General features: G+C 69.9%; 16 protein-coding genes. 6 read left to right on the top strand and 10 right to left on the bottom strand.

Annotated elements, in window-relative coordinates:
- Positions 1 to 149 precede the first annotated feature (149 nt).
- From A4R44_RS01985 to A4R44_RS01975, 3 genes are all read left to right on the top strand, one after another.
- Positions 150 to 3389, top strand: coding sequence for a BTAD domain-containing putative transcriptional regulator (locus A4R44_RS01985; RefSeq protein WP_067575815.1), 3240 nt, complete (start codon positions 150 to 152; stop codon positions 3387 to 3389).
- 64 nt (positions 3390 to 3453) lie between these two features.
- Positions 3454 to 7074 (top strand): BTAD domain-containing putative transcriptional regulator, encoded by a 3621-nt coding sequence (locus A4R44_RS01980; protein ID WP_067575814.1) that lies wholly within the window; start codon positions 3454 to 3456, stop codon positions 7072 to 7074.
- Between the two features lie 69 nt (positions 7075 to 7143).
- Positions 7144 to 8220 carry a dienelactone hydrolase family protein gene (locus A4R44_RS01975; protein WP_067575813.1) on the top strand — a complete coding sequence of 359 codons (1077 nt, stop codon included), beginning with the start codon at positions 7144 to 7146 and terminating at the stop codon, positions 8218 to 8220.
- Positions 8221 to 8252: 32 nt separating this feature from the next.
- Here A4R44_RS01975 and A4R44_RS01970 read toward each other — a convergent pair whose 3' ends face one another.
- Genes A4R44_RS01970 through A4R44_RS01955 form a run of 4 tightly spaced genes read right to left on the bottom strand, consistent with a single transcriptional unit; the run spans position 8253 to position 11840 of the window.
- A complete protein-coding gene (locus A4R44_RS01970) occupies positions 8253 to 9077 on the bottom strand; it encodes a carbohydrate ABC transporter permease (RefSeq protein WP_067576529.1) in 825 nt (274 codons plus the stop codon).
- Entirely contained in the window at positions 9077 to 9961 is an 885-nt protein-coding gene (locus A4R44_RS01965) for a carbohydrate ABC transporter permease (protein ID WP_167545284.1), read from the bottom strand. Before A4R44_RS01965 ends, A4R44_RS01970 begins: the two co-directional genes overlap by 1 nt.
- 5 nt (positions 9962 to 9966) lie before the next feature.
- A complete protein-coding gene (locus tag A4R44_RS01960; protein WP_067575811.1) occupies positions 9967 to 11232 on the bottom strand; it encodes an ABC transporter substrate-binding protein in 1266 nt (421 codons plus the stop codon).
- A gap of 14 nt (positions 11233 to 11246) precedes the next feature.
- Positions 11247 to 11840, bottom strand: a complete 594-nt coding sequence (locus tag A4R44_RS01955) for a LuxR C-terminal-related transcriptional regulator (protein WP_009083220.1) — start codon at positions 11838 to 11840, stop codon at positions 11247 to 11249.
- Positions 11841 to 12242: 402 nt separating this feature from the next.
- Here A4R44_RS01955 and A4R44_RS01950 point away from each other — a divergent pair, with 402 nt between their 5' ends.
- Complete coding sequence (locus A4R44_RS01950) at positions 12243 to 13214, top strand: glycoside hydrolase family 3 N-terminal domain-containing protein (RefSeq protein ID WP_067575810.1); 972 nt, start codon at positions 12243 to 12245, stop codon at positions 13212 to 13214.
- Positions 13215 to 13533: 319 nt separating this feature from the next.
- Here the strand turns inward: A4R44_RS01950 and A4R44_RS48755 are convergent, their stop codons facing one another.
- The gene (locus tag A4R44_RS48755) at positions 13534 to 14952 is read right to left on the bottom strand and encodes a tetratricopeptide repeat protein (protein ID WP_198545135.1); all 1419 of its coding nucleotides are present in this window, start codon (positions 14950 to 14952) and stop codon (positions 13534 to 13536) included.
- Between the two features lie 99 nt (positions 14953 to 15051).
- Here A4R44_RS48755 and A4R44_RS01940 point away from each other — a divergent pair, with 99 nt between their 5' ends.
- Entirely contained in the window at positions 15052 to 15972 is a 921-nt protein-coding gene (locus A4R44_RS01940) for a PHB depolymerase family esterase (protein ID WP_067575809.1), read from the top strand.
- A 19-nt stretch (positions 15973 to 15991) separates the two neighbouring features.
- Here the strand turns inward: A4R44_RS01940 and A4R44_RS01935 are convergent, their stop codons facing one another.
- Positions 15992 to 17152: an NAD(P)/FAD-dependent oxidoreductase gene (locus A4R44_RS01935; RefSeq protein ID WP_067575807.1), complete on the bottom strand. Its 1161-nt coding sequence runs from the start codon at positions 17150 to 17152 to the stop codon at positions 15992 to 15994.
- A gap of 209 nt (positions 17153 to 17361) precedes the next feature.
- On the opposite strand from A4R44_RS01935, the gene A4R44_RS01930 reads away from it, so the two are divergent.
- Positions 17362 to 18726 carry a cytosine permease gene (locus A4R44_RS01930; protein WP_067576526.1) on the top strand — a complete coding sequence of 455 codons (1365 nt, stop codon included), beginning with the start codon at positions 17362 to 17364 and terminating at the stop codon, positions 18724 to 18726.
- On the opposite strand, the gene A4R44_RS01925 is transcribed toward A4R44_RS01930, so the two are convergent.
- From A4R44_RS01925 to A4R44_RS01910, 4 genes are read right to left on the bottom strand one after another with little or no spacing between them, the layout of a single operon-like run.
- Positions 18695 to 19570 (bottom strand): OmpA family protein, encoded by an 876-nt coding sequence (locus A4R44_RS01925; protein ID WP_067575805.1) that lies wholly within the window; start codon positions 19568 to 19570, stop codon positions 18695 to 18697. The two genes, A4R44_RS01930 and A4R44_RS01925, sit on opposite strands and share 32 nt — an antisense overlap.
- A complete protein-coding gene (locus tag A4R44_RS01920; protein WP_067575803.1) occupies positions 19567 to 22056 on the bottom strand; it encodes an Hsp70 family protein in 2490 nt (829 codons plus the stop codon). Before A4R44_RS01920 ends, A4R44_RS01925 begins: the two co-directional genes overlap by 4 nt.
- Positions 22049 to 22549, bottom strand: coding sequence for a hypothetical protein (locus A4R44_RS01915; RefSeq protein ID WP_067575801.1), 501 nt, complete (start codon positions 22547 to 22549; stop codon positions 22049 to 22051). The genes A4R44_RS01920 and A4R44_RS01915 overlap by 8 nt, the downstream gene beginning before the upstream one ends.
- A complete protein-coding gene (locus A4R44_RS01910) occupies positions 22549 to 23892 on the bottom strand; it encodes a hypothetical protein (protein WP_067575799.1) in 1344 nt (447 codons plus the stop codon). The genes A4R44_RS01915 and A4R44_RS01910 overlap by 1 nt, the downstream gene beginning before the upstream one ends.
- Positions 23893 to 23898: the final 6 nt, after the last annotated feature.

The following is a 23898-nucleotide window of genomic DNA, read 5'->3' as shown; positions in this document are numbered from 1 at the left end:
GGCCTCCCCCGCGACTCTGTCAGGCGGACAATTCGCTGGACAAGACCGGCAAAAGCAACCCGGAGCGGTCCCGCGACGTCACCTTTTCGGCGTAAGCTCACCAGTGGCATCCGGCGTGTGACGATCCGTCAGCGCGTGAAGGGAGACCGATGTCGGCATCCGGCGGCGTCCCGGCGCCGGAAATCCAGCTGCTCGGACCGGTGCGAGCCTGGCTCGGCGACCGGCAGCTCGACCTCGGTTCTGCTCATCGGCGCACAATCTTCGCGGTACTCGCTTTTTCCGCGAACCGCACCGTCTCCCGCGAAGTGCTCATCGACGCGGTGTGGGGCGACGCCCCCCCGGCCAGTGCGCAAGGGAGCATCTACACCTATATCTCCGGCCTGCGCCGCGTGCTCGAACCTGGCCGCCGCAAAGGCGCCGAATCGCAGCTGATCGCGTCCACCGGATCCGGCTACTCGCTCTGCGTCGATCCGGAGCGGATCGACGTCCACCGCTTCAGCGCGCTGCGCGACCTCGGCAACCGGCTGCTCGCCGAGGGACGCCGGGCCGAGGCGCGGAGCGTGCTCGACGAGGCTCTCGCGGAGTGGGACGGCACGCCGCTGCAATGTCTCACCGGGCATTACGCCACCGCGCAGCGGGTGCGGCTGGAGGAACTCCGGCTGGCGACCGTCGAACGCCGGGCCGAGCTGGCGATGGACTCGGGCGAGTCCGCCGGGCTCGGCGCGCAGCTCGGCGAGCTCGCCGCGGAACACCCGTTCCGCGAGCCGCTGCACGGACTGCTCATGCGAGCACTCGACCAGGCGGGCCGGCATCACGAGGCGCTCACCGTCTACACCGAGCTGCGCGAACGGCTGATCGAAGCATCCGGCACCGAGCCGGGCCCAGCGCTGCGGGAGCTGTACGAAAAGCTGCTGGCCGCCGACGAAGCGGTCGCGCCCGCGCCAGTCACGAAGGTTCCGCGCTTCCCGTTGCCAGTGCTGCCGCCGCGTCCGGCGACGTTTGCCGGGCGGGAAGACGAGCTGCAGCTGCTCAGCGAGGCCGTCGCCGGTCTCGGCGGCGGCCTCGGCCGTTCGGTGTGGGTCAAGGGCGAACCGGGAATCGGCCGGACCGCGCTGCTGGCCGAAACCGTCGCGCTGGCACACGAAGCCGGGTACCCCGCGCTGTTCGCCGCCGCGGACTCGCTCGACCAGGGCTTTGCTCTGCGTCCGCTGCTGGACGCGCTCGGCGTGCACCCGCGGGCCTCGGACCTGCGCCGCGCGGAACTGGCCGTGGCGCTCGCCGAGAACCCGGAGCTGGATCCCGTCCAGGGCATTCTCGGACTGGTCCGGCAGCTGTGCGCGGACGGCCCGCTCGCGCTCGTGGTCGACGATCTGCAGTGGGCGGACGAAACCACGTTGCAGGTGTGGCAGCATCTCGCGCGCGAGACCCGGCGGCTGCCGCTGCTGCTCGTCGGAGCGAGCCGTCCGCTCCCCCGCTCGGCCGCGCTCGAAGCGCTCGCCGCGGACCTGTCGTCCGGCGCGACCTCGCTGCTGCGGCTGGAACCCTTGCCAGACAGCGAGATCCGGAAGCTCTCGGCCGACCTGACCGGTGCGCCGCCGAACCGGATGTTCTCGCTGCTGCTCAGTCACGCCGCTGGAAACCCGCGCTATGCCACGGAAATCATCGAGACGCTGCTCGCCAATTCGATGATCCTGCTCGACGGCGCGCACGCGATCGTCGACGGTTCCTCGTGCCGTTCGATCCCGTCGCCGCTCGGCTCGCGAATCACGCTGTACCTGATCTTCCTCTCCAGCTCGGCGCGCGACCTGCTGCGCTGGGCGGCCTTGCTGGGCAAGGAGTTCTCGCTCGCCGACATCGCGATCGCCACCGAACGCGCGCCGACCGCGCTCGTCCCCGCGGTCGAGGAGGCACTCACCGCGGGAGTGCTGGTCGAGTCCGGTGATCTGCTCGCGTTCCGGCATCCGTTGCTGCGCCGCGTGTTGTACGAGAAGACGCCAGCCGCGATGCGCGTAGCGCTGCACCGGCAGCTGGCCGAAGCGCTCGATGGAGCGGGTGCGGGCGCGGAACGCGTCGCCGAACAACTGGCCGCCGCACCCGCGCAGGTGGATCCGTGGGTGGCGAACTGGCTGGTCGAGCACATCGGCACGGTCGCCGCGCAGTCGCCGCGGACCGCGGTGGATCTGCTCAAACAGGTGGTCAAGCAGGCCGTGCTGCCCGCCGAGGCCCGCGAACCGCTCACCGCCACGCTCGCCCGGCTGCTGTTCTGGCTCGGCCGGGAGCCGGAGGCGGAGGCGCGGTCGGTCGTCGCGCGCACCCAGGACAGCAGGCAGGCCGCGGAAATGCGCTGGATCCTCGCCTACATCTATTACCGCCGCGGCGAATTCGCCGAAGCCTCCGCGGAAGTCCGCCGCACGCTGGCCGATCCGAAGGTGCCGGAGATGTGGCGCGGGCGGCACGAAACCTTGCGCGTCACCATCGAGCGGTTCGCCGTCGACCATCAGGCGGCCGCGCCGGATCTGTCCGAACTGGGCGTGCTGGACGGGCTCGACAACGACGCCGACCTGAGCACCGCGCGCCGGCTGGCCGCGACCCGGGCGGTGCCCGGCGAGATGCACCTGGCAGGCGCGGTGCACTATTACTGGCGCGGCCGCTGGGGCGAGGCGCTGGCCGAACTCGACACGGTGATCCGGGGCGGCGCCGAAACCGCGTCGTATGTGTTGCGCAGCCCGGGATCGGCGTTGCTGGTGCACGGCGTCGGCGCGCTGATCGCGAGTCACCGGGACGAACCGGACGAGGCGCGCGCGCATCTCGACACGGCCGCCCGGCACCAGTTCCCGCACGGTCTCGAACCGAACGGCGGCGACTACCTGCTCGCCGCGCGCGCCCAGCTCGCCGAGCTGGAAGGCGACCCGGAAGCCGCTCTCGCCGCGCTTCTCCCGCTGCTGGACCAGAACTACCCGCCCGCGGCGCGCCAGCAGTGGCTGCCCGACCTCGCCCGGCTCGCCATGCAGCTCGGCGACCAGCCGCACGCGTTCCGGGCGTTGCGGCTGATGGGCGACACCAGCGGATACGACACTCCGCCGTCGCACACCGCGGCGACCGCGCACTGCCGGGGCCTGGTCACCGCGGATCCGGACGCGATCCTCGGCGCCGCCACGCACTACGAATCCGCCGGTCGGATGCTCAAGCACGCTCGGGCCAGCGAGGACGCCGCGATCCTGCTCGCCGAGTACCGCCGCCTCGACGAGGCGCGCACGGCTTTCCTCGCGGCACTCACCAGCTACACCTCGGTCGGCGCGGCCTGGGACGTGCGAAGGGCCGAGACACGGATGCAGCCGTACGGCATCCGGCGGGCCAGTCCGGTCCGCGCGCGTGCGGCAGGAGAGTGAACCGGGGTGGACTCGCGTCCATGATCGAGGCGGTAAACTCGGTCAACACGGCGAATGGAACGGCATGCCAGGGGATTTGCGGGTGACGGCGCTCGGCCCGCTGCGCGCCTGGCGCGGGACGACCGAGATCTCGCTCGGACCCGCGCGGCAGCGGGCGGTCTTCGCCATGCTGGCGGTCGCCGCCGGACGGCCGGTGTCGCGCGCGGAGCTGATCGCGGGCGTATGGGGCGAGTCGCCGCCGGCCAGTGTCGAAGGCAGCGTGCACACCTATATTTCCGGACTGCGCCGCGCGCTGGAGCCGGAACGCACCCGGTGGTCCGCCTCGACCGTGCTCGGATCCGGTCCGGCGGGTTACACGCTCGACCTCGCGCCGGAAGCGCTGGACGCGGCGAAGTTCGAGCAGCACCGGGAGAACGGCAAGCGCGAGGCCGAGGCCGGGGCGCACAACCGGGCGGTGGCCGAATTCAGTGCCGCGCTCAAGCTCTGGCACGGCGAAGCGCTGTCCGGGGTGCCCGGAAATTTCGCCGAGCGGCATCGCGCGTACCTGGCCGAGCTGCGGCTGGACACCCTGGACCGAGCCGCCCGCAGCAGGCTGGAAATGGGCGGCCACCAGGAGATCATCGCCGAGCTGACCGCGCTCACCGCCGAATATCCGCTGCGCGAATCGCTGCGGGCCTCGCTGATGCTCGCGCTCTACCGCAGCGGACGGCACTCCGACGCGCTCGATGTGTTCCGCGAAGCGCGCCGCACGCTCCGCGCCGAGCTGGGGGTGGAGCCCGGACCCGGGCTGCGTGAACTGCACCAGCGCGTGCTCGCCGAGGACCCGGCGCTGGATCTGCCGCGCCCCGAGGTGCCGGAACCGGTCGTACGGGCGCCGGGAGACCTGTTGCTCGGCCGGGAAGCCGAGGTCGGCAAGCTGCGCAAGCTGCTCGACGGCGTCCGCGCGGGCCGCGGCCGGGCGGTGTGGATCGAGGGCGAGGCCGGGATCGGGAAGTCGGAGCTGCTGGCGCACGCGTTCGGCGACGCCGGTGGCCTCCAGGTCGCCTGGGTCACCGCGGACGAGCTGAGCATGCGGTTCCCGTTGCAGGTGATGCACGAATGCCTGGCGATCGATCCGCATTCGCCGGATCCGCGCCGGGCACGCGTCGCGCTGAGCAGCGAAGAGCCGGTGCGGCGCGTCGGCGATCCGGTGCTGGACTCGGTGGACCGGCTGCTGGCGCTCGTCGACGAACTGTGTGCCGAATCGCCGTTGTTGCTCGTGGTCGACGACTTGCAGTGGGCGGACGAGTCGAGCGTGCTGGTGTGGCACCGGTTGTCCGCGGCCGCCCGGCAGCTGCCGCTGCTGCTGGTCGCCGCGACGCGACCGGCACCGGAGCGGCCGGAAATGACCCAGCTGCGCCGCGGCGTCGAGACGCGGGACGGGATCGTGCTCGACCTCGGCCCGCTCGGCGAGGACCACGTCCTGTCCCTGTTACGTCGGCAGATCGGCGCGGATCCCGGGCCGCGGCTGCGGGATCTGACCGCGCGGGCAGGCGGCAATCCGCTGTACCTCAAGGAAATGCTGGACGCGCTGGTGCACTCGGGCGCGGTCGAGCACCGCGACGGGCTCGCCGACGTCCCGGATCCGCTGCGGTTCGAGCCGCCGGAATCGATCGTCGCGGCGGTCAACCGGCGGCTGGAACTGCTGCCCGCGCAGACCCGGCATGTGCTGGGCTGGGGTGCGATCCTCGGCATGGAGTTCGCGGTCGGCGACATCGCGGCGGTGCTCGGGCAGCGTCCCTCAGACCTGCTCGGCCCGCTCGAAGCGGCCGTGGCGGACAATATCCTGCTCGACACCGGAACCCAGCTCGCGTTCCGGCTTCCCTTGCTGCGCCAGACGTTGTACCACCATCTGCCGCCGGAAACGCGGGCCGCGCAGCATCGGCAGGCGGCCGAAGCGCTGGCCAGGATCGGCGCGCCGGTGAAGCGGGTCGCCGAGCAGCTCGTCGCCGTTCCGTCCACTGTGGATCCATGGGTGCTGGACTGGCTCGTGGCACAGCAGAGCGCGGTGTCGAACCGGGCCCCGCTGATCGCGGTCGAGCTGCTGGAGCGCGCGCTCGCCGTGGTCGAGGACGACGATCCTCGCCGCGAACCGTTGCTGGTCGCGCTGGTGCGAGTGTTGTTCCGGCTCGAACGGAACCCGGAAGACCTTGCGCTGCAAGCACTGGCGCTGTCCCGCGATCCGGACAACGCGGCGGAGATGCGCCACGTAGTGTCCGCGATGCGGTTCCGCCGCGGCGACGTGCAGCTCGCGGTGGAGACGCTCGGGAACCCGGCGACGGACCCGGGCGTCCCGGAGCTGTGGCGGGTCCGCGGCCGCCATTTGCTCGCGAACTTCCGGCGCGGCGGACTCGACGACCTCGATGTCGCGGAGAAGACCGCGCATCGCGCGCGGGCCGAGGCGGACGGCGACCGCTACCTCACCGCGCACGCGCTGCAGACGTTGTGGCTGGTCGATTCCGTGCGGCGGCATCACGCCAGCGCGCTGAAGCACGTGGACGAGGCGATCGCGGCCGTCGGCGACGAGCACGAACTGGCCGATCTGCACCTGGATCTGCTGGACAACCGCGTCTTCACGCTGCAGAACCTCGACCGGCTGGACGACGCGAACCGCACGCTGCAGGAGGCCGCCGAGGTGACGCGGCGGCACAGCATGCCGAGCGGGTTGCAGGTTTCCGTGGCGGTGCACCGGTTTTGGGAAGGCCGGTGGGACGAAGCGCTGGTCGAACTGGACACGGTGACCGAAGACGGTCCGGCGATCACCTTCTTCGGCCTGCGGGAACCGGGTGCGGCGGCGCTGCTGCTGCACGGGGTCGCGGCACTCATCGCGGCGCGACGAGGCGAGCGCGCGCAGGCGGCCGCGCTGCTCGACGCGGCGGAGGAACACGCGCCCGCGACCAGTGCCGAGCGGGAGAGTTTCGACTTCTTGCTTGCCGCGCACGCGCTGGTCGCCTATCAGCAGGGTGATCTGCAGAAGGCGATCACGGTGTTCGAGCCGATCCTGAATCCGACTTACGCGCAGATGATGCTGCGGCATCAGTGGCTGCCGCAGTTCGCGCAGATCGCATTGGCGGCGGGCGACCGGGCGGCGGCGGAGCGGGCGCTGGCGGTGTGTGTCGAAGAGGCGGAGAAGGAACTCGAACCGGCGCGGGCGTTCGCGGCCGCTGAATGGTGCCGGGGGTTGCTGGGCGAGGATCCGGATCCGGTCCTGCGGACGGTCGGGCATTTCCGTGCGGTGGGGAGGAAACCGGAGCTGGCCAGCGCGCTTGAGGACGCGGCGGTGCTGCTGGCTCGCGTCGGCCGGCTGGATGCCGCGCAGGCCGCGTTCGATGAGGCGGCTTCGCTGTACACGGAGCTCTCGGCGGCGTGGAATCTGGAGCACGCGGAGACGCGGTTGCAGGCGGTCGGCGTGCAGCGTGGGGCTTCGCTGGCGTCGGCGCGGCCGGAGCACGGCTGGGAGTCGCTGTCGACGCTGGAGGTCCGAATCGCCCGGCTCGTCGCTGCTGGCCGGTCCAACCCGGAGATCGCCACGGAGCTGCGCCTGCCTCGGCGGACGGTTCAGGCGCACGTCGTGCGGTTGCTCGGGAAGCTGGACGCGCCGTCGCGCAGCGAGCTGGCGATCACCGTGGCGCGCCGGACGGGTTGACGAAAGTCGGGGGTTGCTGGCGACTGTCAGCAGGCGCGGGCACCCCGGCTGGAACGGCAGGGTTCGGGCATGCGCTTCCGAACAGTCCTCGCCGCCGCCCTCCTCGTGACCGCTTTGGGCACCGCACCCGCTGCGGCTGAAACCGCGATCACCTTCGACCTGCCCACGCCGTCCGGGCCGCACGCGATCGGAGAACGCGACGTCCACCTCGTCGACCAGGCGCGGAACCGGGAGCTGATGATCAGCGTCTGGTACCCCACCCGGCCTGGCGCTGGGCCCAAGGCGCGCTATCTGCCCGCGGCGGCCGTACCGTACTTCGACCAGGGCGCGGCACCGGCGTTGGGGCTGCCGACCGGCAAGGTCGACTGGGCGGCGGTCGAGACGCATGCCCTGGCGAACGCGCCGGTGCGGGGGCGATGGCCGGTGGTCGTGTACTCGCCGGGCTGGGCGTCGCTGCGGGCGCTGGGCAGCGCGACCGCCGAGGATCTCGCCAGCCGCGGATACGTCGCAGTGACCATCGACCACACCGGCGAGGCGCCGTTCGTCGTTTTCCCCGGCGGACGCGTGGTGTTCTCCCAGCAGAGCAAGGACCTGGTCGCCGGAATGCGGACGCGGGTCGCGGATGTCCGGTTCACCCTTGACCAGCTGCCCGGTATTCCTGGGCTCGGCAAGGCGATGGATATGAGCCGAGTCGGTGCGATCGGGCATTCGTTCGGCGGGGACACGGCCGCCGAAGTGTCCACGGTGGACTCCCGAGTGGACGCCGCGGCCGACCTGGATGGTTGGCTCGCCTACGACGTCGACGGCGAGCAGCTCACGCGTGCTGGCGCGGATGGGGTGTCGCGGCCAGTGCTGCTGATGGGGTCGTCCGGCAGCACCAGCGACGGTCAGGCGCGCAGCCATCGGACGTCGCCAGCATGGAAGTCGTTGTGGGAGCACACGTCGGCGCCGAAGCAGGACATCACTTTGGCCACCGCGATGCACTACAGCTACACCGACGTCCAGTGGTTTCTGCCGGAGCTGGCGCAGCGGGTACCGGTTGATCCCAAGGTGCGGCGAACGCGGATCGGGACGATTGACCCGCGGGCGAGCATCAGCGTGCAGCGGGCGGCGATTGCGGGGTTCTTCGGGCGGTATGTGTCGTGAGTGTTGATCACGGTGCTCACCGTGATCAACACTCACGACGTCCTGAGCCCAGTCGAGATGCTGCGCACCAGATTCCGCCCCAGCAGCAGGAACAGCACGATCACCGGCAGCACGCCCAGTGTCGCGCCGGTGAGCATCAGGGCGTAGTCGGTGAAGTAGCCGCTCGCCAGCTGGGACAGGACCACCTGCACGGTCGGCGTTTGCGCCGGGTCAAGGACCACCAGGGGCCAGAAGTAGTCGTTCCAGGCACCGAGGAAGGTCACCATCGCCAGGACGGTCGCTTGTGGACGGATCGCCGGGACTGCCACGTGCCAGAACGTGCGCAGGACCGACGCTCCGTCCACAGTGGCCGCGTCAACCAGATCCTGGTCGATCGAACCCTCGCACGCCTGGCGCATCCAGAACACCCCGAACGCGCTCACCAGCGCGGGCACGATCACCGCCTCAAGCCGGCCGTACCAGCCGAAATCGCTCACCACCAGGTAAAGCGGAACGACTCCCAGCTGTGCGGGCACCATCGCCGAGCCGACCACGATGAGGAACAACGTGTTGCGGCCGCGAAACCGGAGCCGGGCGAAGGAAAAGCCAGCGAAGCTGGACAGGACCACATTGGACACCATGACGGTGGTCGCGACGATCAGCGAATTGCCGATCGCCAGCCAGAAATCCACAGTGGCGAAGACGCGCTGGACGTTGTCGAAGAGATGGCCGCCGGGCAGCAGCAGCGGAGAGGTCTCGCCGATCGCCGCGTTGTCCCGAGTGGACACCACGAACGACCAGTACAGCGGGAACAGCGACGAGGCGACCAGCCCCACCAGCACCGCGTACACCCAGCCCCCGGCCCGGCCCCGGCGGATCACGGCGCACCCACGAACCGGCGCACGAGCCGGTAGTTGAAGATCGCGAACACCAGGCAGATCAGGAACATCACCCAGGACAACGCCGCCGCGTATCCGGCGTCGAATTTGCCGAAGCCCTTTTCGTACAGGTACATCGTGAGGGTCTGGAACTGCCGGTCGTTGCCGCCCGCGCCGCCGTTGCCGGTGGCATCGAACAGTTGCGGCTCGGCGAACAACTGGAGGCCGTTGACCGTCCCCGCGACCGCGGTGAACGCGATCGTCGGCCGGATGCCGGGCACGGTGATCGACCAGAACGACCGCCAGCGCGAGGCGCCGTCGAGCGCGGCGGCCTCGTACAGGTCCTGGGGCACCGCTTGCATCGCGGCCAGGTAGATCAGCGCGTTGTAGCCGGTCCAGCGCCACATCACCATGCTCGCGACCGCGAGATGCGACGACCATTGGTGCGACTGCCAGGAAACCGGCGGCACCCCGAACCAGCCGAGCACCTCGTTGACCACGCCGTAGCCCGAGCTGTACAACTGCGCGAACACCAGCCCAACGGCGACCACGGACACCAGGTTCGGCAGCAAAAGCCCGGCCCGCCACCAGGTCGCCGCGCGCAGTGGCCGATTCAGCAGCGCGGCAATTCCGAGGGCGAGGAAGAACTGTGGAATCGCGGCGAGCAGGAAGATGCTGACGGTGTTGAAAAACGCATTGTAGAACCGCGGATCACTGAACAGCTCCGCGTAATTCGCGAGGCCGAGGCCGCCTTCTTGACCGGACAGCAAATCCCACCGGTGCAGCGAAACCCACGACGTGTACAGCAGCGGGAACGCGCCGAACACCCCGAAAAGGACAAAGAACGGCAGGATGAAGACGTAGGGGGTGAGCTTCCGGTCCACGACAGCTACTTGATCGCGTCCCGGCCCATCCGGACCGCGTCGGCCCACGCCTGCTCGACGTTCTCGGTCCCGTCCTCGATCCGGCCGAGCGCGCGGCCGAACTCGGGACGCACGTCCGCGTCGTGCAGGCCGCGGTAGTTCGGCCGCAGCCGGTCCGCCGACGCCGCGTAGATCTGGCCGACCGGGGCGTTCGAGAAATAGGGATCGGTGTGCGCGACGACCTGCGGATCCTGGTACACGCTGGGCTCGCTCGGCAGGATTCCGTCGGAAAGGAAAAGCCGTTTCTGCTGCGCGGGCGCGGTCAGCCACTGCGCGAGATCGTAAGCTTCCTTCGGGTGCGCGCTTTGCTTCGGCACGGCGAGGAAGGAACCGCCCTGGTTGCCGCTGTTGCCCGGCACCGTGGTGACGTCCCATTTGCCGCTGCCCGCGTCGCCGCCGGCTTCCTTGATCTGCGCGAGCATCCACGCCGGGCACGCGATGGTGGCGAAGGCGCCCTGTTTGATCGCGACGTTCCAGGCCTGGGTGTAGGTGGTCGCGCCTGCCGTTTCGTGGGCTTGGGCGAGACCGCCGGACAACTGGAAGGCATTGCGCACGCTGGGATTGCGGTCGGCGATATAGGAATCGTCCTTGGCGGAGAAGTAGTTCTCCGGCGACTGGTTGAGCATCGCGGTGTAGACGGTGCCCGCCGAATCGGCGAACTTCACCTTCGGCAGCTTTTCGGTGAACCGGCCGGCGACGTTCGCGTAACCCTGCCAGTCCGGCATCAGCTCGGCGACGGCCTTGCGGTCGGTGGGCAATCCGGCCTGCTGGAACAGATCCCGGCGGTAGCACATCGCGAGGCTGCCCATGTCGGTGCCGAGCCCGAAGACGTAATCGCCCGCGGTGCCCTGCGCCCACTTCCACGGCGCCCATTGCTGCTTGAGCTTGTCCGCGCCGTAATCGGCGAGGTTGACGAATTTGTCCTTGGCCCGGATGTACTTCGGGATGTACTGCTCCTCGACCGCGACGACGTCGGCCGCGCCGCGACCGGCCGCCAGCTGGGTGGCGAGGCTCTTGAAATGCGTGTCGAAATCAGTGACCCGGCCGCGGATCTCGATGTTCGGATGGTCTTTCTCGTACTGCTCGAACAACGGCGCGTAGCCGAACTCGCCGAACGTGGCCACGCTCAGCGTGATCTTCCCCGAGGACGCGGCGGAACCGCACGCGGCCGCCAGTAACAGGAATGCGGCGGCGAGCGCGGCAACGGCCGGGCGCCGGGTCAGCTTTCGCACGTGGTGAGCATCCTTTAAATCACTCCGGCGCGCAGCGCGTAGGCGACGGCGTGCGGACGGTTCCGCAACTTGAGCCGGTTCGTCATTCCGTAGATCACGTTCTTCACGGTCCGCTCCGAGTAGCAGAGCTTGTTCGCGATTTCCGCGGTGTCCCAGCCCTCGGCCATCAGCCGCAGCACGTCGACCTCGCGCGGCGACAGGTTGGTGCGGTCGCCGTTGCGGCGCAGGGTCTCCGCCTGCTGCAGCAGATCCCGCATCGAGGTCTCGCGTCCGGAAGCGGCGGCCACGATGCTGCGCACCAGCTGGTCGCCGCCGATCGCGTCGCGCGGCAGCACCGCGGCGACGTGCCAGGCGGCCAGCTCGGCCAGATCGTCGGCGTCCACGTATCCGGCGACGAACACGATCGCCGCGGGGGTCTCCGAGGCCGCGGCCCGCAGCGCCGCCTTCACCTCGCGGGTGACGCGGTTCGCGGCGAACACCAGCACCGCGGCTTCACCGCGCTGCTGGCCCGGCATCACCCGCACCTCGCGGCGCGTGCGCAAATGGTCGATGAGGCCCGCGAGGGTGATCGGGTCCGAAGCCCATGCCGCCACCTTGACCTGATTCATCGCTGCCTCCCCGGTGCAGAGCACTCGCCTGTCGTGTGCCAGCAAGTGTGCCTACCGCGGCTTCACGAAATCTCTAGTCGGGACGCGCTCATTCTTCACAGCGTGAAGTTGGGCCCGCCGGTGGGGTTCGGTTACCGTCACGGAGACCCGTCCGGACCAGCAGAGGAAATGATGAAGGCGCACGCACGACCCCACTGGAGCATCGCAGGCGCCGTCAGCGGATTAGCGCTCATATGTGCGCTTTCCGCGTGTTCCGGGGATCGTTCGGTTTCCGGAACAGCAACGCCCGCCCCGCTCGCACCGCCGAGCGAGGGAAGTTCGCCGCAAGCCGCTCCACCTGCGTCAACCTCGCCGGCGCGGACTGTGCCGGGACAGGGGACCTGCGCCTCGGCGGTGTCGGCGATGGATCCGCGGGCGCGCGTGGCGCAACTGGTGGTGCCGGGCGTCAACGCGGGCGATCCGGCGGCCGTCGCGGACCTCGTGCGGACGCAGCAGGTCGGCGGGATCTTCGTGGGAGACAAAAAGACCACGCTGTTGCAAAATGGCGCGCTCGACGGCGTCCAGCGGGCGGCGAAGATCCCGGTTTCGGTCGCCGTCGACGAGGAGGGCGGCCGCGTGCAGCGCATCGACGACCTCGACGGCTCGCTCCCGAGCGCCCGGCAACTGGCGGCCTCGAAGACACCGGACGAGGTGCGCGCGATCGGCGAGCAGCGGGGCAAGCAACTGCGGGCACGTGGGGTGACAGTCGACTACGCACCGGACGCGGACGTGAGCGACGAACCCGACGACGCGGTGATCGGCGACCGTTCCTACAGCCCGGACCCGGAGAAGGTGCGGCAGTACGCGATGGCCTTCGCCGAGGGCCTGCGCGCGGGCGGAGTGCAGCCGGTGCTGAAGCATTTCCCTGGCCACGGCCATGGTTCGGGCGATTCGCACCGGGGAACCGTCGTCACGCCGCCGCTGGATCAGCTGCGCCGGGTTGATCTGGTGCCTTATCGGGACATCTCGGAGTACGGGCAGGTCGCGGTGATGGTCGGGCATCTTGAGGTGCCGGGGCTGACCGGGGACGAGCCGGCGTCGCTGGCCCCTCAGGCGTATCAGTTGCTGCGCAACGAGTTCCACTTCACCGGCCCGGTGATCACCGATGATCTGGGCGGGATGAAGGCGATCACGGACCGGTTCGCGCTGCCGGATGCGGTGCTGAAGGCATTGCAGGCGGGGGCGGATCAGGCGTTGTTCTCGTCCGGGCACAACGACGTGGGGGCGGTCGTGGACCGGCTCCAGCGGGCGGTGGAGAGCGGGGAGCTTTCCGGGGCGCAGGTGACGGCCTCGCTGGAGCGGGTGTTGGCGGCGAAGGGGTTTTGTCGTCCTTGACCCGGCGAGGGGCTGGGTAGCGCGTGGCGCGTCTCGCGCTGAGGAGGGAAGGCGGGGGCGGCGGACGCTCGGCGAGCCCGCGCTTTCCGTGGTTGGCGTGCGCGCCTACGAGCAGCACCCGGACTGTAAACACTTCGCGGCGGGGCGGCCCTTGGCGTGGCTCGATGACGACTTCGGGCTGTTCCCGAGCGCCCGGCAGCGGTTCCTCGAACGCCGAGGAAGCCTCGCGACCGCCCTGATCCCGGTCCATCCCGCCGCGGGCATCGGTCCGGACATCTCACTGCGGCGGAAACCGCCCTGCGGCAAGGCACATCCTGGCTCACTCCTGGATCTGAGCCAGCGCCGCGGCAGCACTCACCGTCTGCGGATGGTCTTCCCCCAGCGCCCTTCGGCACCTCGGCAGCAGATCGTCCAACACCTCAAGCGCCGAAGCCCGGTCGCCGAGGCGGAGGTGGATCTGGACCAGATTGCCGGTAGTCCGCAAGGTGCCCAGCGCATCCGGACCCAGCGCACGGCGGGTTCGGGCCAGAACGTCTTCCGTCTGGTCGCGAGCGCGTTCGTATTCGTTCAACCCCATATACGCCACGCAGAGGTTGCTCGCGACGATCAACGTCAGCGGATCGTCTTCGCCGAGGACGCGACTCGCCCGGGGCAGGAGGTCGGACAGCAGGTCGCGTGCCTCCGCGTGCTCGGTGGTGCCGATCAGGCAACCGGCCAGGCGGTTGGCGGCGGCGAGGGTGTCCGGGTGGTCCGCGCCCAGCGCCGTGGTCCATTCGGCGTGGATGAGCCTGCCCAGTGCGACGCCGGGATGAGCTTGGCCGGAGACGAAGAGGTAGCGCAGCACTCGAATGAGCAACGAGCGGTACTCCGGTGGCTCGTGGCCGCGGAAGTCCGGCTCAGCGGCGGACATCCGGATGGCATTGGCGGCCCTGCGGTATTCGGGCCACGATTCCTTCAGGTCGGGATCCAGGTCCACGAAGGCCGGGGCATCCCTGAGAGGTGGCAGCACGGGGTAGGGCGGCGGCTGTTCGCGGTCCCAGAGCGAAGCGGGCGCACCCGACGCGGCAAGCAGGTTCGACGGGCAGCCGCGTTCGTGGAAGAGGTCGCAGCCGGAGCTGAGCACCGTGTGCGAGCGGCCGGAGTAGAGAACGGGCACCGGGTACGCGTGGAACGGCTCGCCGTGGTTGTCGATGACCGTGGTGCCATGGCGACCCGCGCAGGTCCAGTCCACTTCCAGCCGCCAGGCGACCTCGCGGGTGGTGGTGATCGGTTCGATCTCGAACTGCTCGACGTCGGTCGCGCTGACGGTGAACGGGAAGTCCGGGCCCCGCGCGACCAGCCGCGGCGACGGGGCGTCGAAGTCGGTCGTGAAGGGGCGCGGTTCCAGGATCCCGCCGACCCGGATCAGCAGGCAGGCCGGGCGCGGCGGGGTCCGCGAGACGACCACGACCCGCGCGGATTGCAGGACGACGGCGCGGTTCGTCCTGGCTTCCACCGTGACGATGTGGACCGTCCCGCCGGGCACGGCGACCTGCGGCGGATCGGTGTCGAGCACCAGGTCGGCCAGGGTTCCGCCGGGTCGCAGGCGGACCGAGGCGATGAGCGGGTCGGCCAGATCCGCCGGACTGTCGCCCGATCGGCCGACGTTGATGTCGCCGTGCACCGCCCCGGCCATCACGACCTTGTCGAACTGGCCGCCGGTGATGCGGTTGACAGAGGACTCTTCCGCGTCCGTCACACGATCGAGCGTAGCCGTTAACTCAATGAACGAAAGGTTCGTCCGGGGCCGATCCGGGGTGACTATGGTCGCGCTCGCCCGTCGATCGAGGAGGATCGGATGTCCGGACGTTTCCGTGCAGGCGTTGCCGTACTGGCGGCGGCGATCGGCCTCGGGGTGGTCGCCGCGCCAGCATCGGCCGAACCGGTATCGACGACGACCGGGTGTGGGCGGGCGGTGGCCAGCCCTGGCGCCACGACCGTCGAGCATCTGACCTCCGGCGGGATCGATCGCGAGTACCGGATCTACGTGCCCGCGCGGTACAACCCGCACCGGCAGTACCCGGTCGTGCTCTCCTATCACGGGCACGGCCGCACCGCGGAGTACCAAGAAGAACTGTCCGGCTTCTCCGGCTCGGACGTGATCGCGGTGTATCCGCAGGGCGTCACCGGAACCGACGGCAAATCCGCCTGGACCGGCGCGCCCTACTCGGCCCCGGTCGACGACGTGCGGTTCACCGGCGATCTGCTCACCTCGCTGCAGCACCGGATGTGCGTGGACCCGGCCCGGATCTACGCGGCGGGCAAATCGAACGGCGGCGGATTCGTCGGCGTGCTGGCGTGCCGGATGGCCGACCGGATCGCCGCGTTCGCCCCGGTTTCCGGTGCGTTCTACCCCCAGGGCGGTGCCTGCCATCCGAGCCGGAAGGTCGCGCTGCTCGACTTCCACGGCACGGCCGACACCACCATTCCCTACACCGGCAATCCGGCCAAGGGACTGCCGTCCATTCCGGACTGGTTGAACGGCTGGGCCGCGCGTGACCGGTGTTTCCCTTATCCGGTCTCGGTTTCTCCGGTGCGCGGCGTGGTGACGCAGTGGTGGCCGGGATGTTCGCTGGCGCATTTCCGGGTGGAAGGGGCCGGACACGTCTGGCCCAGCACCCGGCCGAACAACGACTCCGACACCCCTGCCGCCATCGACGCCACCCCGGTGATCCTTCAGTTCTTCAAAGCGCACCGGCTGGGCAGCGTCTCCCACTGACGTACGTGCACCGCGCGCCTCAGCTGACCCGCTCCACCGGTTCCCGCTTCTTGGCGAGCATCCGGCGGAACCCCTCGGCGACCACCTTCGCGGTGTCCTTGCCGTGGTCGGCGGTGATCCGCTTGACCATCTCGGCGGACTCCGCGGCCACTTCCTCGTTGCGAGCGAACATCCGTTCCTCGTGCAGAGCCAGCGCGGTCTCGACGTCGTCGGGATGCGCAGCCAGCAGCTGGGCGAGGTCGGAGCCGTCGAGCATGGCCAGGTTCGCGCCTTCGCCGTTCGGGCCGCGCAGGTGTGCCGCGTCGCCGATCAGCGTCACGCCCGGGACCCGCTCCCACCGGTGCACGCCCGGCAGCGTGTAGTGCCTGCGCAGGATCGGCGCGGTGTCGCCGCCGGAGATCAGCTCGCGGATTTCCGGGGCCCATTCGGCGAACTCGGCCGCGATCCGGGCGAGCGCGTCCGGGGTGTCGAGGCCTTCAAGCGCGTCGAACCACTCCGCCGGTTTCTTGAGCATCGCGTAGGTGTGCAAGGCGTCGCGTTCGCAGTGCACCATGATGCGCCGGTCCGGCCCTGGGGCGCCCATCCCGCCGCCGCCCACGACCTTCGCGGCCGCCGGATGCCGGGTCTCGGCGTCGTAGAGATATGTCTCGATAAAGGCGAGGCCCAGGTACTCCGGCACCGCGTCGGACAGCAGCGGCCGCACCCGCGACCACGCGCCGTCCGCTCCGACCAGCAGCTTCGCGACGACCGAACCCCCGTCGGCGAAGGAAACCTCGTGGCCGTCGGCGACCGTGCGGACGCCGCTGACCTTCCGGCCCCAGCGGACGGTGCCGTCCGGGAGCGAGTCGAGCAGCATTTGCCGCAGCTCGCCGCGCAGGAGTTCGGGACGGCCGCCGGTGCCGTCGTCGGGGTGGTCCAGCAGGACGGTGCCGTCGGGATCGAGGATCCGCATCTGCTGGCGGCCTTCGAGGATCAGGCCGCGGAACTCGTCCATCAGGCCGGCCGCCTCGACGGCGATCTGGCCGTTGTAATCGTGAATGTCGAGCAGCCCGCCCTGGGACCGCGACATCGGCGACGGTTCGGCCTCGTAGACCGTGGCCGGAATCCCGTGCAGGTACAGGACCCGGGCCAGGGTCAGTCCGCCGAGGCCGGCGCCGATGATGGTGACTGGAGTCTGCATTGTTCTCCTCTGTGAGCTGGTGATGTCTGAAGAGTGGCTGGCATCGCTGGCACCGGCCGCACACTCCGCTGGCAGTGCGCTGCCAGGCGCTGACAGCTAGTCAGGGTCTGGGATCCGAGACAGAATCGGCCGGCGGCTACTTGGCCGAAAGGGCCGTGCTGACGTTGAGTTCGTCCAGCGCATTCACCGAAGAACCGCAGGAGGAGCACGTGGCGGCCACGCTGGAGCGACGCTCGATCGACCCGGTGCCGGAGTCCGAGCGGCACGGGCACCCGCGCAGTCTCTTCACCCTGTGGTTCGCCGCGAACACGCAGATCACGTCGGCGGTCACCGGCGCGCTGACCGTGCTGGTCGGCGTGCATCCGCTGTGGGCGATCGTCGCGGTCGTGGCCGGCAACGCGCTCGGCGGCATTCCGATGGCACTGCACGCCGCGCAGGGTCCGAAGCTCGGCATTCCGCAGATGATCCAGTCGCGCGCGCAGTTCGGCGTGTACGGCGCGGCGCTCCCGCTGGTGCTGGTCGTGGTGATGTACCTCGGCTACTTCGCGAGCGGTTCGCTGCTCGGCGGCCAGGCGGTCGCCCAGATCACCCACCTGCCGACGGACGTCGCGATCGCGGTCTACGCACTCGCCTCGGCGCTGCTCGCGATCATCGGATACCGGCTGATTCACCGGTTCGGCTGGATCGCGTCCGCATTGTCCGTAGTCGTCTTCCTCTACCTGACGATTCGCCTGATCAGCGGGCACGACCTCGGCACCGTGTTCGCCGCGCCGCACCTGGACTTCCCGAAGTTCCTGCTCGCGGTCTCCCTGACTGCGTCGTGGCAGCTCACCTTCGGCCCGTACGTCGCCGACACCTCGCGCTACCTGCCCTCGGCGACGTCGGTGCGCGCGACGTTCTGGTGGACCTATGGCGGCACGGTGCTCGGCGCGGTGTGGGCGATGTCGTTCGGTGCGCTCGCCTACGCCATTGCCGGGAAGGCGTTCAAGGGCCACGAAGTCGCGTACGTCGTCGGCCTCGGCGGCGAGGCGCTGCTCATCCCGCTGCTGCTGGCCATCGCGCTCGGCAAGTTCACGGTGAACGTGCTGAACATCTACGGCGGCTACATGACCGTCGCGACCGCGCTGACCGGTTTCGGTCGCCGCGCGGCGCTCTCCCAGGCGACGCGGATCGGCTACATCGCGGGCGTCGGCGTGGTCGGCGCGGTCATCGCCATCCTCGGCCGCGGGCAATTCCTGTCGAACTTCGTGTTGTTCCTCGACTTCCTGCTGTACTTCCTCACGCCGTGGAGCTCGATCAACCTGGTCGACTTCTATCTGCTGCGCAAGGAGAAGTACGACCTCGACGCGCTCTACGACCCGGACGGCCGCTACGGTCGCTGGGCCTGGCCCGCGCTGGCCGCGTACGTGCTCGGCATCGCGGTGCAGATCCCGTTCGCCAACGTCGAAGGTATTTTCGTCGGCCCGATCGCCCCGCTGCTCGGCGGCGCGGACATCTCGTGGCTGCTCGGACTGATTGTGCCCGGCGCGCTCTACGTGGCGTTCATGCGCCGGTCGGTCGCACTTCGAGCGTGACCGTCCGGGCCGAGTCCGCGCCTTGGTCCGCGCTGGAGACAGCGAACGCGGTCAGCGGCAATCCGCTCTCCGCGGCCAGCACTCGGGCCGCAGCGGACGCGCGAGCCAAGGAGACCGTCGAACCGCCGCTCGCCGGTCCGCCGGGGACAGCGACGCCGTGGCCGATCACGGTGATGCGAATGGACTGTCCCTTGAGGACACGAGCCCAGTCCGTCAACGCAGTTCGCCCGGCTTCGTTCGGAGTTGTCGCATTAGGACTGAACAGGCTGCGGTCGAAACTGACGATGACCGCGTCGGAACCGGCCTTTGCGGACACACCTGGTGCCGCCAACGTCTTCGCCAGCTGCTTCAGCTTTTCCTGCCGTTCCTTCGCGGCGGTGGCATCGCGGGATTCCTCGCCGTGGAGACGATCCAGCTCTGCGCGGAGACCGCCGTCCGACTTGGCCACCGTAGCGACGGGAGGTGGCGGCGACTGTCGCGCAGTCAGCACCACCCCGCCCGCGATCGCAGCGCCGAGCACCACCACCGCACCGGCAGTCAGCAGATACCGGCGAACCGGTCGCCGCCGCAATCGTCCAGAGTGGACTTTCGCGATCACTCGACGTCCCGCCTCCGCGGCGGAATCGCCCGGCCGCAAAGCCAAGACAGCTGCCCACGCCGCGTCCGCCGCCGCGAGATCGCCGGACTGCGCGTGCACGCGAGCGAGCAGATCGAGCCGCGCGGGATCACCGGCCGAATCCGGTTCCAGAAGCGCGGCGGCCGCCTCGTAGCCGCCGCGCCGGGCGAGGTCAGCTCCTTCGGCGAGGACGAGTTCCCGCTCCAGCGCCTGCGAAAGCCCGCTCATTCCCGCTCCCCGCGCAGAATCCCGCCGCCCGGCTGACCTGGCCGGTCGTCCGGGAGCAGCCGGCGCAACCGGCGGTTGACGTCCGGCAGCGCCGCCCAGTTCGACGTCGCGACCACGTGCTCGCCCTCGCGGATCAACTCCCGCGCGCGGGCCGGGTCGGACATCGTGTCGCGCGCGGCCCGCAGCGCGTTGAACACCTCCAGGTCCAGCGAACCGTCCCGGCGCAGCAACAGCACTTGCAGGTCCAGCACCCGATCCGACAGCCGCTCGCCCGCCTCGACGTCGGGTGATTCGGCGATGGCCGCGTACCGGCGCTCGATCCCGGCCAGCTCGGTCCGGTCCTCGTCCGCGCCGACCCGGTCGACCAGCTCGCGGCAGTGCTCGATCTGGTCCCGCAGCCGTTCCAGCACCTCGGGAACGCGCAGCTCCGCCTCGATGTCGTCGAGATCCGCCTGCACGTCGCGCATCCGCCGTTCCGCGGCGACCGCGGCCCCCTCGTCGGCTCCCCCGGAGCGCACCTCGTCGCGGACGGCCGCGACGCTGCCCTGTTCGTCCAGCCGGTTCAGCAGCCCGCGCGCCCGGTCCGACCGCGTCCCCTCGACCTGCGTCCGCACCTGCTCGTGCCGCGCTTCCAGCTCGTTCAGCAGCCGCCGCAGGGTCTGCGGATCCGGCACCTGCTGTTGTTTGAGATCGATAACCGCCTCGAACTCGTTGTCCAGCAACGGAACCTCCGCCACCACGGACACCTGCCGCGAATCGTCCATCTCGAAAGTCATCACGACCTCGCTGCCGCGCGGCAGGTCGAACCGCACGTCCTTGGCGCGGATCTCGATGACGCCCACCTGCTGGTTCCGCTCGCCGCGGCGGCGTTCGCCTTCCGCGACCGGAATCCGGATCACCGAGGACGTGTTGCCTCGCAGCAGCGTCGCCGTGGTGAAGAACGTCTGCCGTTTCGCCGCCGGCAGCGGCGCGTTCTTCATCAGCATCGGAGTGAACGACCCATCGGCCTCGGTCAGGCCGACCGTGTTGACCACCGTCTGGCCCATCATTTCGTTGAGCTGGTGGGTGATCGTGAGCGAGTCCGGCCGCACCGGAACGCGGGTGCCAGCCGGATCGAGCAGCTCGATCTCGAACCGGTTCGTGCTCAGCTCGTCGAGCACCGTGTCGACGGTGAACGTGCCGTCGGCGGAAAGCGAAACCTCGGACGTCCGGTAGACCGGCTGGCGCTGCGGCGCGCTGAGCGCGATCCGGAACCGCGCCCAGCCGGCCGAACCGTCCGTCGAGCAACGGCCGGACACCGGCACGCTCGGCAGGCTGGTGGTGGCCGGATAGGACAGTTCCAGCGAGTACTCGCCGCGTTTCGCCGGACGTACCGTCCGCGGGCGCGCCACAGTTCCGGCGTATGCGGCGGCACCGCGCGCTACCACCGTGCTCGGGTCCTGGCTGTGGTCGAGCGGAATGCCGAGCCCGGCCGACGGATCGGCCAGCAGCTCGCGCAGCCCTGGCGCGAGGGTCGGGCCGCCGACCAGCAGCAAGCGGTCGATGTCCGCCGGACGCAGGTTTGCCGACTCCAGCGCGGTCCGGCACAGCTGCACGGCACGGAGATAGAACGGCCGCGCCACCTGGTCGACCTCCTCGCGGCGCAGGGTGTACTCGAACATCTCCTCCTGCCCGTCGCCCCGGTCGAGGTCGAGCAGCACCTGAGTCTGTTCTGCCTGGGAGAGCTGGATTTTCGCGGTTTCGGCGGTACTGCGCAGCCGCACGAAGTTCCGTCGCCAGCGCGGATTGTCCCGGCGGAAATCGGTGAGCCCGAGCTGTCGCACCACCTCCGGAGCCAGCACCTGGTCCAGCACCGCGTGGTCGATGTTGCGTCCGCCGAGGTGGGTGTCGCCGGCGTGGTGCAGCACGCTCAATTCCCCCTCGGCAGTGCTGACCACCGCGGAGTCGAACGTACCGCCGCCGAAGTCGAACACCATCCAGTGCGCGCCCTTGCTTTCGTTCTGGAAGCCGAACGCGAACGCCGCCGCGGTCGGTTCCTGCAGCAGCGGGCAATTCCCGGTGAACCCGGCCAGTTTCGCCGCTTCCTGGGTCGCCTCGGTCTGGTTGAGCAGGAACGCCGCGGGCACGGTGATCACCGCCGCGTCCGGCATTTCCCGCGGAGCGACGGAACCGCGCAGCGACCGCAGCACTTCCGCGGACAGTTCCACCGGCGTCATGCTGACCCCGGCCTTCGGGAATTCCCGCCGCGCGTCCGGCAATCCCATCGACTGCTTGAATTCGACCTGCACACTGTCCGGGTCGTCTTCGAGCCTGCGTCGTGCCCCCGCCCCGACCTCGATCACGCCGCGCCTGCGGCACCAGACCGCGGAGGGCGTGTAATCCATCTGCAGGTTGTTCTTGAGCACCGACACCGCACCGTCGTCGAGCACCGCGATCGCGCTGTTCGTGGTGCCGAGGTCGATCCCGAAATCGATCGTGTCACGCATCCGCTTCCCCGTTCCCCCGGGCGGCCGGGCGCCCGACGATGACCTGTCCCATCTGGATCCGGCGGCCGGTCAGATAAATCGACGGCCGCACGGTCTCCACCACCCGCTCGACGTCCAGGTCCGGTTCGTCCTGGAACAACAGCACCTCGAGCGCCATCCCGGAGCCGAACGGGATCCGGTCGTGGTCCTGCACCAGCACCCCCGCCGCGTCGAGCGCGTCCTGGCTCGCGCTGAGGAACCGGCCCGCCTGCCGCGCCGCGCGGTCCTCAGCCCCGGCGAGCTTCCGCCGCGCCCGCCACAACGCCGTCGCCGCCTCCGCCAAGTCCGATTCGGACAGTGGCGGCGCGTCGTCCTTAGCAGTCAATACCGCGGAGAGCTGTTCGAGCACTTCCCGCAGCCGAGCGCGTTCTTCTGGCTGAAGGCCAGGTTCGGCGATCCGGAATTCCTTGTGCTGCTTGCGTTGCCGCGCTTGTTCGCCTCGCCGGTTTCGCATCACAAGCTCCTCCGCACCCGAACGAACGGGGCGACGTACAACAACGCCGCCGCCACGGCAATAGCCACCCCATACGGCAGCTCGACTGGACTGAGCGCGAGGTAAACCACGAAGTCCAGCCCCAGCAAAGCCGGGTACCGCCCCGGTGTGGTCCACGGCCGGGCCGCCACCACGCAATTCGTCAGCGCTGCTGGCGCCGCTCCGAGAAACATGACCGCCGGAAACACTTCCTCCGGAAGTTTGAACGCGAGGAACATCGTCGCCGCGACCGCGTGCAGCAACGCACCGAAGATCCGAGCCGCCGACGGTTCCCGCCCCGGCGGAGCAGCCGGGACGTCGGCCGTGGCAGCGACCTCGTTGCGCGCCACGGCTTCCAGGGTCTCCGGGTCGCGGCTGCAGCGACGAGCGACCGCGAACACCTCCCGGATCAGGCTCGCGGGCCCGCCGCGCACCTCCGCGAGCGCGACCCCGATGTTGTTCGCCACCACCGCGATCGACTCCGAAAGCGACGCGGTCCGGCGGAATTCCGCCCGCGGAACCACCTCTTCGAGCCGGTCGAGCAGCGGTGCGGTCTCTTCGATAGCTCGTTCCGCGGCCGCCTGAACCCGATTTCCGTCCAGGTCTCCCCGAAGCTCTTTGAGCAACGCCTCGACCCGCCGGTACGTCCCGTCCGCGATAGCCGCCCGCGCGTCCTCGACCGCGTGCCGATCAGCTCCGAACAACGCAAGGTAGCCGGTGAACCGCCGCGGCTCAGCCGAGCGCGTGGCTACTTCGATCAACGGTGCGAGCAATGCGTCCGGCAACGCCGTCCGCAGCCCGTCCACAGTGGATTCGTCGAGCCGCCGGTCACCCAGCTTCTCGACGCGGTGGTTCAGATGCCGCCAGAAGGATTCGCTGCGCAGGACCGCCGTCCAGCAGCGAGCCGCTTCGGTCCACAAGGGAGTGGGGTGGTCGTCGGTGCGGTCGGCTTCCGCATCGAGGGCTGCCGCGTAGGCGGCGACCGCGTTGTCGTGTGCGCGGTGGAGCGGGAGCGGGCATTCGCAGTCGGCGGGCATGCCCCAGGTCCAGAAGACCTCGTCGACGAGCCGGTGCTCGGTGTTGCCGAGCGCGTCGAAAGCCGCCCGCACCTCGTCGACGGTCGCGTCCGCGGGCACCCCGTCCGGCACCGCGCCGCCGACTTCGAGCACCCCCAGGACTCGAAGTCGCCGCTCCCGCACCTCGCGCCGCGTCGCGGCCGCGGTGAGCCCGACGATCCGGAACGGGTTGCGCCGGTACAGCTCGGGGGTCGACACCTCCCGCACCCGCGCCGCGGCGGTCCGGCCGCGCCCCTCGTTCGCTCCCATGCCCGG

This window comes from Amycolatopsis sp. M39 (assembly GCF_001651785.1).
GTDB lineage: Bacteria > Actinomycetota > Actinomycetes > Mycobacteriales > Pseudonocardiaceae > Amycolatopsis > Amycolatopsis rubida.
The sequence above is the reverse complement of the archived record's forward strand: the minus strand, read 5'-3'. Positions and strand labels throughout refer to the sequence as shown.

Excerpts from the sequence above, each read along its gene's own strand:
- A4R44_RS01985 (WP_067575815.1), top strand. The coding sequence starts at position 150 with ATGTCGGCATCCGGCGGCGTCCCGGCGCCGGAAATCCAGCTGCTCGGA.
- A4R44_RS01980 (WP_067575814.1), top strand. The coding sequence starts at position 3,454 with ATGCCAGGGGATTTGCGGGTGACGGCGCTCGGCCCGCTGCGCGCCTGG.
- A4R44_RS01975 (WP_067575813.1), top strand. The coding sequence starts at position 7,144 with ATGCGCTTCCGAACAGTCCTCGCCGCCGCCCTCCTCGTGACCGCTTTG.
- A4R44_RS01955 (WP_009083220.1), bottom strand. The coding sequence starts at position 11,840 with ATGAATCAGGTCAAGGTGGCGGCATGGGCTTCGGACCCGATCACCCTC.
- A4R44_RS01950 (WP_067575810.1), top strand. The coding sequence starts at position 12,243 with ATGGATCCGCGGGCGCGCGTGGCGCAACTGGTGGTGCCGGGCGTCAAC.
- A4R44_RS01940 (WP_067575809.1), top strand. The coding sequence starts at position 15,052 with ATGTCCGGACGTTTCCGTGCAGGCGTTGCCGTACTGGCGGCGGCGATC.
- A4R44_RS01935 (WP_067575807.1), bottom strand. The coding sequence starts at position 17,152 with ATGCAGACTCCAGTCACCATCATCGGCGCCGGCCTCGGCGGACTGACC.
- A4R44_RS01925 (WP_067575805.1), bottom strand. The coding sequence starts at position 19,570 with ATGAGCGGGCTTTCGCAGGCGCTGGAGCGGGAACTCGTCCTCGCCGAA.
- A4R44_RS01920 (WP_067575803.1), bottom strand. The coding sequence starts at position 22,056 with ATGCGTGACACGATCGATTTCGGGATCGACCTCGGCACCACGAACAGC.
- A4R44_RS01915 (WP_067575801.1), bottom strand. The coding sequence starts at position 22,549 with ATGCGAAACCGGCGAGGCGAACAAGCGCGGCAACGCAAGCAGCACAAG.
- A4R44_RS01910 (WP_067575799.1), bottom strand. The coding sequence starts at position 23,892 with ATGGGAGCGAACGAGGGGCGCGGCCGGACCGCCGCGGCGCGGGTGCGG.